Consider the following 14,675-nt stretch of genomic DNA (forward strand, 5'->3'; position numbering starts at 1 on the left):
GCGGCCGCTCCCGGGACCGGGGGCAGCACGCCCTAGACCAGCGAGATGGCTCCGGTCTTCAGCGTGTAGAGGCCGCCCACCACCTTCACCTTCCCGTCTTCGACGAAGCGGGAGACGATGGGGGTCGCGGCCTTCAGCTTCTCCACGTTGTGGCGGACATTCTCCACCACGGCGGCGCCCAGCAGATCCTTGCGGTTCGCCGCCCTGGCCCGCTCCACTGCCGGCTTGATGTTGTTCACCAGCCCCGGCAGGTGGCCGAGCAGCTCGGCCTTATCGTCCACCACCTTGATGGTGGCGTCCACCGCCCCGCAGCCGGTATGGCCGAGCACCATGATGAATTGCCCACCACCCGGACAACGAAGATTTCGCCCGGCTGCTGGTCGAACACCAACTCCGGCGCCACGCGGGAATCCGAGCGGCTCAGGATGCAGGCGAAGGGAAACTGCGTCTTCGCTCGGGCAAGGCGATCGACGGAGAAGTCCTTGTTGATGGGCTTATTGTGGAAATAGCGCTGGTTGCCGGCCTAGAGGCGCTTCAGCGCGGCATCTGGGCCGATGGCGTTGGGTGGGGACGCCGGTACCGCGGCGAAAGCCGGCATGGCGCTGCAGGTGAGCATCGACCCGGGCGCCGCGAGACATGAAGCCGGCGATCGTCGCACATGGTATCAAAATACCGTATCCCTTCATCTTCCTAGCGCTGCCAGATGAAGCTTCTATTGCATAGCTTACGCTTCGGATGCACGGACGGACGGTGCCCTCGTCCCCCTCACCCGATCGCCATCAGGCTGGCATTTCCGCCGGCCGCCGCCGTGTTGGTGCTCACCACGCGCTCGTGCAGGAGCCATTCGAGGGGGTAGTCGGCGCCGTGGGCAAGCGCATCGGATGACAGCCCGTGCACGGCGAGGATCGGCCCGTCCCGCGCCGCCATCTCCTGGTCCAGCGCGCGCAGCGCCTCGCCCTCCCCCTCGAACAGCACGGCGTCGAACTGCGCCTCGTCCCGCCCTCTGGGCTTCAGGCGCACGATGCGCAGCGCGAGGGCACGGTGGAGCCGGCCAGGCGCAGTCACCAATGTGGCGGGAGCGTCGATGAGCACCCGGTTTCCGGTGGCGAGTGCCGCGCCCACCTGGAGCGCGAGGCCAAGCGGCGTTGCCGGCACGCACAGCACCGTGCCGCGCGGGTGGAGCCCATAGGCATTCTCCTCCCCCACCGGCCCCGGCAGCAGCAGTCTCCGACCCGCCGGCGCACGGGCGGCGAGGGCCGCGCAGCGTGCTGCCGCGAGGCTGTCGCCCTGTGCTTGGAGATGGGCGCTCCAGGCTCGCGCAGTCCTGTCCGGCTTCGGGGCATCGCCAGCCGGCTCGAACGCCGGCGACACCGAAAGCAGGCGCCTGAGATAGAGCGGCCCGCCGGCCTTCGGGCCGGTGCCGGAGAGGTTCTGCCCCCCGAACGGTTGCCCCCCCACCACCGCACCGATGAGGGTGCGGTTCACATAGAGATTGCCCGCCGCGATCCCCTGCGTGACCTCCGCGATGGTCTCGTCGATGCGGGTGTGAAGGCCGAAGGTGAGGCCATAGCCGGTGGCATTGATGGCGGCCACCACCGCGTCGCGCTCCGCGCGGCGATAGCGCACCACATGGAGCACCGGCCCGAACACCTCGCGCTTCAGCTCGGCGATATGGTCGATCTCGATGAGGGTCGGCGCCACGAAGGTGCCATGGCGGCAGTCTTCCGACAGCTTTGTCTGCGTCACCCGGCGGCCGCTCCGGCGCATGGCCTCGATATGGGCGAGGATGCCCTCCTGCGCGGCGGCGCTGATAAGGGGACCGACATCGGTGGAGAGCCGCGCGGGATTGCCGACGGAGAGCTCCGCCAGCGCGCCCTTGAGCATGGCGAGGATGCGGTCCGCCGTCTCCTCCTGAAGGCAGAGGATGCGCAGGGCCGAGCAGCGCTGGCCGGCGGAATCGAAGGCGGAGGTGAGCGTATCCGCCACCACCTGCTCCGGCAGCGCGGAGGAATCCACGATCAGCGCATTCTGCCCTCCGGTCTCGGCGATGAGCCGGATCGGCCGACCATCGGGCCCGAGGCGGCTTGCAAGCCGCCGGCGGATGAGCCGCGCCACCTCGGTGGAGCCGGTGAAGACGACACCGCGCACGCCATCCTCGGCCACCAGGGCTGCCCCCACTTCGCCGTCCCCCGGCAGCAGGCTCAGCGCGCCCGGCGGCAGGCCCGCCGCCCGCAGGATGTCCACGGCGGCAGCGGCGATGAGCGGCGTCTCCTCCGCCGGCTTGGCGATCACGGGATTGCCGGCCGCGAGCGCCGCCGAGACCTGCCCGGTGAAGATGGAAAGCGGGAAATTCCAGGGACTGATGCAGGCCACCGAACCGAGCGGGCGATGGGTGTCGTTGTGGAAGCCCTCCGCCAGCGCCGCGTAATAGCGCAGGAAGTCCACGGCCTCGCGCACCTCGCCCACCGCATTCGCCATGGACTTACCGGCCTCGCGCACCATGAGGCCCATCAGGGCCATCATGTGCGCTTCCATCATGTCGGCCGCGCGGCGCAGGCATTCCGCGCGCGCGGCGGGCGGGGTTTCGGACCATGCGGCGCCCAGGGTCTGGGCCTCGCGCACCGCTTGGGCGGCCAGTTCCGGCGCCGCCTCGATGACGCGGCCCACCTCGTCGCGCAGGTCCGCCGGATTGCGCACCGCCCGCGCCTCACCCCCGAACGTGCCCTCCGCCAGGACGGGCGCCGCAACCGGCGCCTCTCCTGCGCCGGCCTGCAGGGCCGCCGACAACGCGGCGAGGCGCTGCTCGTTGGAAAGGTCCAGCCCCTCGGAATTCAGCCGCCCATCGGGGAAGAGGTTGCGCGGCAAGGCGATGCGCGGGTGCGGCGCGCCCACCGGCCGGATCGCGGCCGCCTGCGCCACCGGGTCGGCCACGAGGTCGTCCAGGGCATAGGAGGCGTCCGCGATGCGGTGGACGAAGGAGGAGTTGGCCCCGTTCTCCAAGAGGCGCCGCACCAGATAGGCGAGCAGCGTTTCGTGGGTGCCCACCGGCGCATAGATGCGGCAGGGCCAGTTCAGCTTCTCCCGCCCCACCACCTCCTCGTAAAGCGGCTCGCCCATCCCGTGCAGGCACTGGAACTCGTATTGGCCGGGATGAAAATCCGGCCCCGCCATGGACATGACGGCGGAAAGCGTCTGCGCATTGTGTGTGGCGATTTGCGGGAACACGGCGTCGGGCGCGGAGAGCAGCCGGCGGACGCAGGCGAGATAGGCAACGTCAGTATAAAGCTTGCGAGTGTAGACCGGAAAGCCTTCGAGCCCGTCCACCTGGGCGCGCTTGATCTCCGCGTCCCAATAGGCCCCCTTCACCAGCCGCACCATGATGCGGCGCCCGCTGCGGCGGGCGAGGTCGATGACATAGTCGATCACGAACGGCGCGCGCTTCTGATAGGCCTGGATGACGAAGCCGAGGCCGTTCCAGCCGGAAAGCGCGGGATCCAGCGCCAGCGCCTCCAGAACGTCCAGCGAGATGTCGAGCCGGTCCGCCTCCTCGGCATCGATGTTGAGGCCGATGTCGTGGCTCTTGGCCATGTGTGCGAGGGCGGCCGCGCGGGGCAGCAACTCGGCCATCACCCGCGCGCGCTGGCCGCGCTGGTAGCGCGGATGGAGCGCGGAGAGCTTGATGGAGATGCCAGGCCCTTCGAGCACGCCGCGCCCGGCCGATGCCGCGCCGATGGCGTGGGCCGCATGCTCATAGGCGTCGAAATAGCGCTGCGCGTCCGCCGCCGTGACCGCCGCCTCGCCCAGCATGTCGTAGGAATGCCGGAAGCCCTTGGCCTCCATGCGCCGGGCGTTCGCCAGGGCTTCCGCGATGGTCTGCCCGGTGACGAACTGCTCGCCCATCATGCGCATGGCGATGTCGACGCCGGCCCGGATCACCGGCTCCCCGCTGCGCCCCACAAGGCGGGTGAGCGCGGCGGTGAGCCCCGTTTCGCTGTTGGTCGCCGTGAGCGCCCCGGTGACGATAAGGCCCCAGGTGGCTGCGTTCACGAACAGGGAGCGGCTGTGGCCGAGATGCGCCTGCCAGTTTCCCCCGCCGATCTTGTCGCGGATCAGCGCGTCGCGGGTGGCACTGTCGGGAATGCGCAGCAGCGCTTCCGCAAGGCACATGAGGGCGACGCCCTCCTGGCTGGAGAGGTCGTATTCGTGGATCAGCGCCTCCACCGCCCCGCGCCCGGCCTTCGCCCGCACGGCGGCGGCGAGCGCGCGAGCCCGCGCCGTGGTCTCGAGCGAGGACAGGCCGGCCTCGGCCAGGAGGGGCGGCAGGCATTCTTCCTCCGGCGTGCGGTAAGCGGCGGTGATGCGCGCGCGCAGCGCGCTTTCCGGCTGCACGTCGCGCGCGAAATCGCGGAAGGGGTTCGGCGCCTCATGGGCCGCTATCGTGGTCGGCATCACGCTCTCCCGTCCCGAGCCTAGCAGCACTGGCGGCGGACCCGAAGAAACATGGGCGTCATGATGGGGGCATGACGCACGCACATGCCGCATCGGCCATCCGGAACCTTCCGGCCGCTGGGGAATTAAGGCGCAGGCCGAGCTCGAAAGGCGCGGCGCCTGGGTTCTGCCGCGTGTTGCCTGCCGCATTTCCATGCTATCGGGCTCCCGCCAGTGATTTCCCGCAGCGGAGAGGCCGTTCATGTTCCCGACGCCGAAGCCATCCCTGACGCCGAACACCTACGCCTATGAATCGGAGCCCATGGTGAAGCCCACGGGCTTCCGGGAATACGATGCGCGCTGGCTGTTCCAGAAGGAAATCAACCTGATGGGCATCCAGGCGCTGGGCATGGGCCTCGGCACCCTGATGCACCAGATGGGGGTCAAGCCCGAAATCGTCACCGGCCACGATTTCCGCGGCTATTCCGCCTCCATCAAATATGCCCTCGTCTCCGGCCTCATGGCGGCGGGCGTGAAGGTGCACGATATCGGCCTCGCCATGTCGCCCATGGCCTATTTCGCCCAGTTTGCCCTCGACGTGCCGGCGGTGGCCATGGTCACCGCCTCCCACAACGACAATGGCTGGACCGGCGTGAAGATGGGCGTCAACCGCCCCCTCACCTTCGGCCCCGACGAGATGACCCGGCTGAAGGAGATCGTGCTCGGCGCGAAGTTCGACCTGAAGGGCGGCGGCGCGTACCGGTTCGTGGAGAACTTCCCCGAAATCTACATCAAGGACCTCACCGACCGGCCGAAGCTGAAGCACCCCATCAAGGCGGTAGTGGCCTGCGGCAATGGCACCGCCGGCGCGTTCGCCCCGCGCATCCTGGAAGCGCTGGGCGTGGAGGTGGTGCCGCTCGACACCGAGCTCGACCACTCCTTCCCGAAATACAATCCGAACCCCGAGGACATGGAGATGCTCCATGCCATGCGGGACGCGGTGCTGGAGAGCAAGGCGGACGTGGCGCTGGGCTTCGACGGCGACGGCGACCGCTGCGGCGTGGTGGACGACGAGGGCGAGGAGATCTTCGCCGACAAGATGGGCGTGATGCTGGCGCGCGACCTCGCCAAGCTTTATCCCGGCGCGACCTTCGTGGTGGACGTGAAGTCCACGGGCCTGTTCGCCACCGACCCCGAGCTGATCAAGCTCGGCGTGAAGGCGGATTATTGGAAGACCGGCCATTCCTACATGAAGCGCCGGGTCAACGAGACCGGCGCGCTGGTGGGCTTCGAGAAGTCCGGCCACTATTTCTTCAACAAGCCCATCGGCCGGGGCTATGATGACGGCCTCGTCTCGGCCATCGCGGTCCTCGACATGCTGGACCGCAACCCCGGCAAGAAGCTCTCGCAGCTGCGGCAGGCTCTGCCCAAGACCTGGTCCTCCCCCACCATGTCGCCCCACTGCGCGGACGAGGCCAAGTACGGCATCGTCGAGACCGTGGTGAAGCACTTCCAGGACATGGAGGCGAAGGGTGAAAAGGTCACCGGCCAGAAGATCCGCGACCTCGTCACCGTGAACGGCGTGCGCGTCACCACCGAGGACGGCTCCTGGGGTCTGGTGCGCGCCTCCTCCAACAAGCCTGAACTGGTGGTGGTGGTGGAAAGCCCGGTCTCGGAAGCGCGCATGCGCGAGATGTTCGAGGCGGTGGACAGCGTGCTGCGCACCCACCCGGAAGTGGGCGAGTACAACCAGAAGATCTGAGGCGTTCCCCCAAGTGGGACCGTCATGCCCGGGCTTGTCCCGGGCATCTCGCGGGCGGAGAGAGATCCCCGGATCAGGTCCGGGGATGACGTTCTTCGGCTGGATCAAGCAAAGATCGTGACGCCATGGCCATGACCCCGGACGCGCTGCTCGCCTTCCTCGAGGCGAACGGCATCGAGGCGACCACCTACAGCCATCCGCCGCTCCACACGGTGGCGGAATCGAAGGAGCTGCGCGGCGAGATCCCCGGCGCGCACACGAAGAACCTGTTCCTCAGGGATTCCAAGAAGACCTATTTCCTCGTCACCATCGAGGAAGAGACCCCGGTGGACCTGAAAGCCCTGCGGGAGAAGATCGGCGCGCGCGGCGGCCTCTCCTTTGGATCGGCAGAGGCGCTCTACGAGAAGCTGGGCGTGCTCCCCGGCGCAGTGACCCTGCTGGCGGCAGCCAACGACCCGCACCATCAGGTCGTCGTGGCCATCGACGAGGCGCTGCTGGCGGCGGAACTGGTGAATTGCCATCCGCTGACGAACAGCCAGACCACCGCCCTGACGCCGGACGCGCTGCTGCGGTTTCTGGCTGTTACGGGGCACGAGCCGGTGCGGATCTCACTCAAGCCGCAAGAAGAAGAGGCCGGGCCCTAGCATCAATGCATCCGTCATGGCCGGGCTTGACCCGGCCATCCACGGGGTTCCGCCGGGTCCAGCTTAAGGGAGAGACGTGGATGCCCGGGACAAGCCCGGGCATGACGGCTGCTCTCGGGACAAACCAGCCCCCTCAATCCACCAGCGGATGATAGACCGGCTTCCACATGGCGGCCTCCACAACCTCCGCCAGCTTCTCCTCCGGGATGGCGGCGATCAGCCCTTCCTTCATGGCCCGCCGCCCCACCTCTACCGCGATGTGCCGCGAGACCTTGCGGATGTCGGCGATGGGCGGCAGCAGGGATTGCGCCGGGTCCTTCAGGGCCGGCGACAATTCCGCCAGCGCCCGCGCCGCGCCCATGAACATGCCGTCGCTCACCCGCGGAATGGCGAAGGCACGCACGCCGAGGCCGAGGCCGGGGAAGATGTAGGAATTGTTGGACTGGGCGATGGGGAAGGTGTGCCCCGCATAGGTCACGGGGGCGAACGGGCTGCCCGTGGCGACGATGGCGCGGCCCTCGGTCCAGTCGATCACGTCGCTTGGCAGCGCCTCGCAGCGCGAGGTGGGGTTGGAGAGCGGGAAGATGATGGGCCGGGCTGTGGTCTGCGCCATCTGCTTCACCACGGGCTCGGTGAAGATTCCGGGCACGCCGGAGACGCCCACCATCATGTCGGGCTTCGCGTTGGAGATCACCTCCTGGAGCGTGAAGCGGCCCGGCGTGGCGCCGACCCAGTCCTTCAGCGCGTCCGCCTTGTGGGCGAGCCGCTGCTGGAAGGGATAGAGGCCGGCCATGTCGTCCAGCACCAGCCCCTCGCGGTCCACCATGAAGTAGCGGGACCGCGCCTCCGCCTCGTCCGCGCCTTCGTCCACGGCGGCGCGGATCATCTGCTCGGCGATGCCGCAGCCGGCGGAACCGGCGCCCACCACCACCACCGTCTGGTCCCTCAGCGCGGTGCCCGCCACCTTGGCGGCGGCGAGGGCCGCGCCCACCACCACGGCGGCGGTGCCCTGGATGTCGTCATTGAAGGTGCAGAGCTGGTCGCGGTAGCGCTCCAGGAACATGGTCGCGTGCGCCTGCGCAAAATCCTCGAACTGCAGCAGCACGTTGGGCCATTTGCGCTTCACCGCCTGGACGAAGCGGTCCACGAACGCCTCATAGTCCGCGCCGGTGACGCGCTTGCTGCGCCAGCCGATATAGAGAGGGTCGTCCAGGCGTTCCTGGTTGTTGGTCCCCACATCCAGCAGGATCGGCAGCGTGGTCTCCGGCGCGATGCCGCCGCAGGCGGTGTAGAGGGACAGCTTGCCGATGGGGATGCCCATGCCCCCCGCCCCCTGGTCGCCGAGGCCGAGGATGCGCTCGCCGTCGGTGACGACGATCACCTCCACCTTCAGGTCCGGATCGAGGCTGTCCAGCATCTCCTCCATCTTGTCCCTGAGGGGATAGGAGAGGAACAGGCCGCGCGGGCGGCGGTAGATCTCGGAGAAATTCTGGCAGCCGAGCCCCACCACCGGCGTGTAGACGATGGGCATCAGTTGCGTGAGGTCTTCGGCGAGGAAGCGGTAGAACAGGGTCTCGTTGGTGTCCTGCAGCGCGCGCAGATAGATGTGCCGCTCAAGGTCCGTGGTCTTCGCCCCATAGGCCTTGCGCACGCGGGCGACCTGAGTCTCGATGGTCTCCACCGTGGGCGGCAGCAGGCCGTGCAGGCCGAAATGGGAGCGCTCTTCCTCAGTGAAGGCGCTGCCCTTGTTCAGCAGCGGCTCGTCGATGAGATCGAAATTGCGCAGATCGGTGGAGACTGGCGTGAGCGTTCCCATAGCCGGCTTCTCTATCCCTTGCGATGCCCTGCCCTTTTGCTAGCACGGAGAAGGGCTTAGGGACAGGCGCGCCATCGAGACCTTACATGGCCTTCTCATGCGCGAGGCGATGCTCCTCCACCACCTCAGTGATACGCCGGCGCACCGGCCAGGTGGCGAGGCCCACCAGCATCACCAGCACGATGCCGCCGACGATGCCCCACATGCGGGCAAGGCCCTCCGCCGGATCGAGATGGGGGATGGGCTCCTGCACCACGATGAGCAGGAAGGCGATGCCCGCCTGTACGCCCGTATAGGCGACCACGCTGCCGCCGTGGCAGACCTGGGTGAAGATGAAGAGGCCGGCGGCAAGGAAGAGCAGCCAGGGCACGAAGCCGGTATCGTGCAGCAGAGCCACCCCGATGAGGCCGAGCCCGGCCCCCAGCGCGCAGCCGATGCAGCGGTTGAGGGACTTCCAGCCGATCCCCTCCCGCGCCGCGCTCACCACGATGAAGGCGGTGATGGGGGTCTGGTCGAAGCCGGGCAGGTCGAACACGGTCCAGATCACCGGCACCAGGGTCACCGCGATGCCCACCGTAAGGGCATGGCCGAGGAACACCGGGTCCACCGGGCTGATGAACGGCTTCAGCGGCTTGTGGACGGAACGGCGGCGCGAGGTGAGATAGTCCACCAGCGTCGCGACCGTCACGCCCACGCACACTTCCGCGCCGCGCATGAGGATGGTGGTGAGGATGGGCTCGGAGGAGCTCATGGCATGATAGGTCATGAGCGGCACGGTGAAGCCCACCAGGATGAAGGCGTAGCTGTAGCGGCTCACCGCCTGGGCATAGACCGCGAACGCGGCAACAAGCCCGGTGGCCACATAGACCAAAGGCGCGTTCCGCCCGTCCAGCATGATGGCATAGGCCAGTATGCCGCCGACAATGGTGCCGGCGATGCGCTCCAGGCCGCGCCGCAGGGTCGCGGTCTTGTCGTTCTGGAACACCCGCAGCACGCTGATGGCGGCCCAGACCGGCATGTCGAGGCCGAGCCAGTGGGCAATCAGGATGGCGGCGACGATGCCGAAGGTGACGCGTCCCGCCACCAGCGCCCGCTCGCCCGCAAGGCTGAAGGCTTTCAGGTCCTCCCAGGCGGAGGCCTCGTAGCGCGCGACGGCCCGCAGCGGCTCTTCGAGCAATTGCGCGGCGCCCTCGAGCGCATCCTCCTCCAGTTCCTCAAGACTGTCGCCTTTGCCGCCGCCCGGCCTGCCCGCCATCCCGGAACTCCTTCCGCATCAATGTGATGATGCCGTGCGTCACAGTCTCATGCTATCGATTTGCATAAGACCGATGACGGGAGACGCGGGATGGCACCGAGGGTTGCGGACGTAATGGCGCGCACGCTGGCATCGGCCGGCGTGGAACGGGTCTGGGGCGTGGTGGGCGACAGCCTCAACGGCTTCACCGATGCGCTCCGGGCGACGCCCACCGTGAAATGGATGCATGTGCGCCACGAGGAGGTGGCCGCCTTCGCCGCCGGCGCGGAAGCGCAGCTCACCGGCAAGCTCGCGGTCTGCGCGGGAAGCTGCGGGCCGGGCAACCTCCACCTCATCAACGGCCTGTTCGACTGCCACCGCACCCGCACGCCGGTGCTCGCCATCGCCGCGCATATTCCAAGCCCCGAGATCGGCTCGGGCTATTTCCAGGAAACCCACCCGGAGAACCTGTTCCGGGAATGCTCCCATTATTGCGAGCTGGTCTCCAGCGTGGAGCAGATGCCGCGCGTGCTGGAAATCGCCATGCGCACGGCGATCCAGAAGCAGGGCGTCGCGGTCGTGGTGATCCCCGGCGACGTGGCGCTGCGCGCCGCGGTCGGCCCCACCTCCGGCGCCTTCACGCCCATCGAGCCGCCCGTGATCGTCCCGCCCGAAGCGGAGGTGGGCAAGCTCGCCGCCATGCTGGAAGGGGCGCAGCGCATCACCATGCTCTGCGGCGCCGGCTGCGCGGGTGCCCATGACGAAGTTGTGGCGCTGGCCGAGGCGCTGAAAGCCCCCATCGTCCATACGCTTCGGGGCAAGGAGCATGTGGAATACGACAATCCCTACGATGTGGGCATGACCGGCTTCATCGGCTTCGCCTCCGGCTACCACGCCATGCGCGAGGCGGACCTGCTGCTCATGGTGGGCACCGACTTCCCCTACCGCCAGTTCTACCCCACCGACGCGCGGGTGGCGCAGATCGACATCCGGGCGGAAAACCTCGGCAAGCGCACGTCGCGGCTCGATCTCGGCCTCGTGGGCGATGTGAAGCCCACGCTCCAGATGCTGCTCAAGCAGCTGAAGCCGCGCACCGGGCGCCGGTTCCTCGACGCCACGCAGAAGCATTATGTGGAAAGCCGCAAGGACCTCGACGCCCTCGCCGTGGGCAAGAAGGGCGACAAGCCCATCCACCCGCAATATCTCGCGAAGATGATCGACGAGGTCGCGGCCAAGGACGCCGTGTTCACCTGCGACGTGGGCGAGACCACCGTGTGGGCCGCGCGCTACCTGAAGATGAACGGCGAGCGTGCGCTGCTAGGCTCGCTGATCCACGGCTCCATGGCGAACGCGCTGCCGCAGGCTTTGGGCGCCCAGGGCGCCTATCCCGGCCGGCAGGTGATCTCCATGTCCGGGGACGGCGGCTTCACCATGCTCATGGGCGACATCGTCTCGCTGCGCCAGCTCGGCCTGCCGGTGAAGATCGTGGTGTTCAACAACGGCCTGCTGGGCTTCGTGGACATGGAGATGAAGGCGGCCGGCTTCCTGAACGTGGGCACCGACCTTCAGAACCCCGACTTCGCCGCCATGGCGAACGCCATCGGCATTCTCGGCATCCGCGTGGAGGATGCGGGGGACGTGAAGCCCGCTCTGGAGCGGGCCTTCGCCCATGACGGTCCGGCGCTGGTGGACGTGGTCACCGACAAGATGGAACTGGTGATGCCGCCGGCCATCAAGGCGGAACAGGCCATCGGCTTCTCGCTCTATGCCGCGCGCGCCATCATCAACGGCCGGGGCGACGAACTGCTGGAACTGGCGAAGAGCAACCTGTTCCGGTGAACGCTCAAGCCCTCCCCCACAAGCAGGGAGGGCGGGCCCAGGAATTGAAACCCGCAGGGCCGCGCCGTCATTCGGGGGTCGCCGTCACCACCCTAGATGACCAAGCGCGCCCTGCCATGACGGCCCCGCCTTATGACCTTATAGTCGGCCGATGCGCGCTTCGGGCTTCAGATGGGCCGCAGCAAGAGGATGGCCATGCGCCGGTTGGCACTGATCGTGGCGGCGAGCGTGACGGCGCTCCTGGGGATCGCCGTCGCGCTACTTCTCACCCTCCTCCTGCTGCCTCCGGGCGACAGCTTGCGGCACCGCCTCGCCGAGAGCGCCCTGTCCCATTATTGGGGCGAGCCGGTCACCGTGAGCGGGCCCGTGACGGTGGATGTGTGGCCGCGCCTCGCCATCGACTTCCACGACGTCTCCTCCACCACCTATGACACCGCGCCGGTGCGCGTCTCCATGCTCCGGGTGGTTTTCGCCCGCTGGCTGCGCCTGCCGTTTGACCCGACAATCTTCGCGCTGCGGGTCGAGAAAGGCCGCCTGCAGTTTCCCCTGGTGGCGAGTTCCAACGCCGCACCCGGCACCCTCCTGTCTTCTCCCGTGGCCTTCTTCTCCATCCTTCCGCGCCTGCGGCTGGACGATGTGGTGTTCGACTTCCTGGACGAGGAAGACGGCTGGCGCTTTTCGCTGGACGTCAGCCGCGTCTTGAGCCGGCAGCGGGATGGTGTGGAAATCCTCGATGCCAAGGCGGCGCTGAACGGCACACCCTTGACCCTTGCCTTCCGTTTCGACCTGGAGCCCAACCCGCCCGAGCCGGGCATGCTGCCCTATGGCGCCGTCCTCAGCGTGGGCAGCGCCGGCCTCACCGCGGAGCTGCGAACCCGCTCGGCGACCCCCGAATTCGACGAGACTCTCGCCATGACCCTGGAGGCGCACGCCGCCTCGGTCGGCGACCTCCTGGCGCTCGCCGGCATCGCCCGCTCGGTGGACGGCAAGGCGGACCTCAACGCGCAGCTGCTCGCGGAGCCCGACAAGCTTGCGGTGCGCGGCCTCGCGCTCGACTTCAACATATCCGACGGCTCCCACCTCTCCATCACCGGCGGCATTTCCGACCTGTTCGAGGGCACCGGCGTCGATCTCAACGTGGTGGCGGAGATCGACAACGTGTCGCCCGCCGTCTCACCGCGCGACATCGCCATCACCCGCCTCTCCGGCCGGTTCCAGGACGGCCCCCACGGCCTCATGCTCGACGGCGCGGTCGTCGAGACCAACGCCTTCTCCCAGAGCCTGCGGGAGATCGGCCCCATCGAAGTGGCGGCCATCAAGCGCGACGAGGACGGGCACGTGACGTTCAGCGGGATCACCGTGCAGAGCGGGCCGGACGAGCAGCCGCTGTTCCGCCTCAACGGCAATGTGAAGGACATGCTCGGCCTCGCCGGCATCTCGCTCTCCGGCGGCTTCGACATCCCGCTGGATGACATCGTGGTGGTGCCCTCTTCCACTGGCCCGCAGCTCGGCCGGCTGGTGGGGGTTGCGGCGGTGTCCGACCGGAGCGGCGCCCTGGAGCTCGACCGGCTCACGGCGGAATTGCGCGACAGCCCGCTCATCTCCGGCAAGGTGAGCCTCGCGCCCCGGCCAGCGACGCCTTCGGACGGCACGGAGAAGAGCACCGTCGACGTGACCGTCCAGGTGCCGCGCCTCGCCCAGCTCGCGGCGGCGCTCGGCTCCTCCTCGGCCTTCACGGGGGCGGTGGCCTATGACGGCCAGATCACCCAGACCGCGGACACCCTGGCCTCCGACGGCCGCCTCACCATCGGCCGCACCCGCGTGGACGGCACCCTCAAGGGCGTCCTGCGGCAGGGGCGTCCCTTCGCCAGCGGCAAGCTCACCTCCCCGGACATCCATGCCGACGAACTGCTCGCGCTGCTGGGCGGCGGGACGGCGGCACCCACGGTTCCTCGCCTTGAAATCGTCGGTGCCTCGGCCCCGCCGGGCGGCAGCCAGCTCGACCTTATCGGTTCGTCCGATCTCGATATCGAGGTGACGGCCCAGCGGATCGAGGGCGGCGGCAATGCGGCAAGCGGGCTTTCGGCGCGGCTGCTGCTCGACCGGGGCATATTCCGCGCCGACCCGGTGCGCGTGACCTTCGGCGGCGGACAGATCCGCGCCGCCTTCACCGATGCGGGCGGCGGGCGCCTGAGGGCCAAGGGAACCGGCGATGGCTGGCCGCTCGGCACCCTGTTCGGGAATGCGGCGGGCTTCAGCATCACCGGCACTGCCGGGCTTACCTTCGACGTCTCCGCCAGCTTCGGCGCAAAAGCGGTGCCCCTCCAGACCCTCGACGGCACGGCGGTGGCGCACGTGCACGACGCGCATCTCGGCACCGGCCTTCTCGACCTTGCCGGGCTCGGCCTGTTCGGTGGCCTGTTCAACCCCGCCGTCATGAAGGGGGAAAGCATCGTGCGCTGCGCCCGGGTGCCGCTGCACTTCACCAACGGGGCGGCGCGCACCGAGCCCGCCATCGTGGTGGAGACCGAGAATGTGCAGGCCGTCGCGCGCGGCACCATCAATTTCGCGCGCGAGACCATCGACCTCGTGGTGATCCCCCGCCCTCTTGACGGCATCACGGGCATGGCGGGCTATCCCTTCACCATCAAGGGCCGGCTGGATGCGCCCGAGGTCGCCCTGGACAATGGGGTGCAGCCGACCGCCCACGGTGTGAAAGGGTGCAGCGGGGAGTAGAGGGAGGTTATTTAGCCCGCCGGGCGGCTCCCTCTCCCGCAAGGGGGGTGTTGCAAAATTCGAACGATGGTTTGCGTCGGGTGCAACACGCCCCCTCTCCCGCTTGCGGGGGAGGGCTGGGGAGGGGGAAGGGGTGCCCCTCCCAAATATCCCAGCCTTGCTCTGCTTGAGGGCCCCCTCCCTAACCCTCCCCCGCAAGCGGGAGAGGGGACCACG

Annotated in this window: 7 protein-coding genes and 1 pseudogene; 4 read left to right on the top strand and 4 right to left on the bottom strand. The window is 68.4% G+C overall.

From position 1 onward, the window contains the following. Nucleotides 1–32: 32 nt before the first annotated feature. Both ABLE91_RS08545 and putA read right to left on the bottom strand, forming a co-directional pair. Nucleotides 33–403: pseudogene (locus tag ABLE91_RS08545) on the bottom strand (carbonic anhydrase). 362 nt (nucleotides 404–765) lie between these two features. Beyond that, complete coding sequence (gene putA, locus ABLE91_RS08550; RefSeq protein WP_348930357.1) at nucleotides 766–4,449, bottom strand: trifunctional transcriptional regulator/proline dehydrogenase/L-glutamate gamma-semialdehyde dehydrogenase; 3,684 nt, start codon at nucleotides 4,447–4,449, stop codon at nucleotides 766–768. Nucleotides 4,450–4,690: 241 nt separating this feature from the next. Here putA and ABLE91_RS08555 point away from each other — a divergent pair, with 241 nt between their 5' ends. Both ABLE91_RS08555 and ABLE91_RS08560 read left to right on the top strand, forming a co-directional pair. Beyond that, entirely contained in the window at nucleotides 4,691–6,190 is a 1,500-nt protein-coding gene (locus ABLE91_RS08555) for a phosphomannomutase/phosphoglucomutase (protein ID WP_348930359.1), read from the top strand. Between the two features lie 125 nt (nucleotides 6,191–6,315). After that, nucleotides 6,316–6,834: a prolyl-tRNA synthetase associated domain-containing protein gene (locus ABLE91_RS08560; RefSeq protein WP_348930361.1), complete on the top strand. Its 519-nt coding sequence runs from the start codon at nucleotides 6,316–6,318 to the stop codon at nucleotides 6,832–6,834. A 133-nt stretch (nucleotides 6,835–6,967) separates the two neighbouring features. Here ABLE91_RS08560 and ABLE91_RS08565 read toward each other — a convergent pair whose 3' ends face one another. Both ABLE91_RS08565 and ABLE91_RS08570 read right to left on the bottom strand, forming a co-directional pair. Continuing rightward, nucleotides 6,968–8,650, bottom strand: coding sequence for an NAD-dependent malic enzyme (locus tag ABLE91_RS08565; RefSeq protein ID WP_348930363.1), 1,683 nt, complete (start codon nucleotides 8,648–8,650; stop codon nucleotides 6,968–6,970). A gap of 82 nt (nucleotides 8,651–8,732) precedes the next feature. Next, complete coding sequence (locus ABLE91_RS08570) at nucleotides 8,733–9,905, bottom strand: FUSC family protein (protein WP_348930365.1); 1,173 nt, start codon at nucleotides 9,903–9,905, stop codon at nucleotides 8,733–8,735. Nucleotides 9,906–9,995: 90 nt separating this feature from the next. Here ABLE91_RS08570 and poxB point away from each other — a divergent pair, with 90 nt between their 5' ends. Together poxB and ABLE91_RS08580 are read left to right on the top strand one after the other, a co-directional pair. After that, on the top strand, nucleotides 9,996–11,723 hold the full coding sequence (gene poxB, locus ABLE91_RS08575; protein ID WP_348930367.1) for a ubiquinone-dependent pyruvate dehydrogenase: 1,728 nt from the start codon (nucleotides 9,996–9,998) through the stop codon (nucleotides 11,721–11,723). 195 nt (nucleotides 11,724–11,918) lie between these two features. Further along, nucleotides 11,919–14,459, top strand: coding sequence for an AsmA-like C-terminal region-containing protein (locus tag ABLE91_RS08580; protein WP_348930369.1), 2,541 nt, complete (start codon nucleotides 11,919–11,921; stop codon nucleotides 14,457–14,459). The last annotated feature ends 216 nt before the right edge of the window (nucleotides 14,460–14,675 follow it).

The sequence above is a fragment of the Aquabacter albus genome, from assembly GCF_040049275.1.
GTDB lineage: Bacteria > Pseudomonadota > Alphaproteobacteria > Rhizobiales > Xanthobacteraceae > Aquabacter.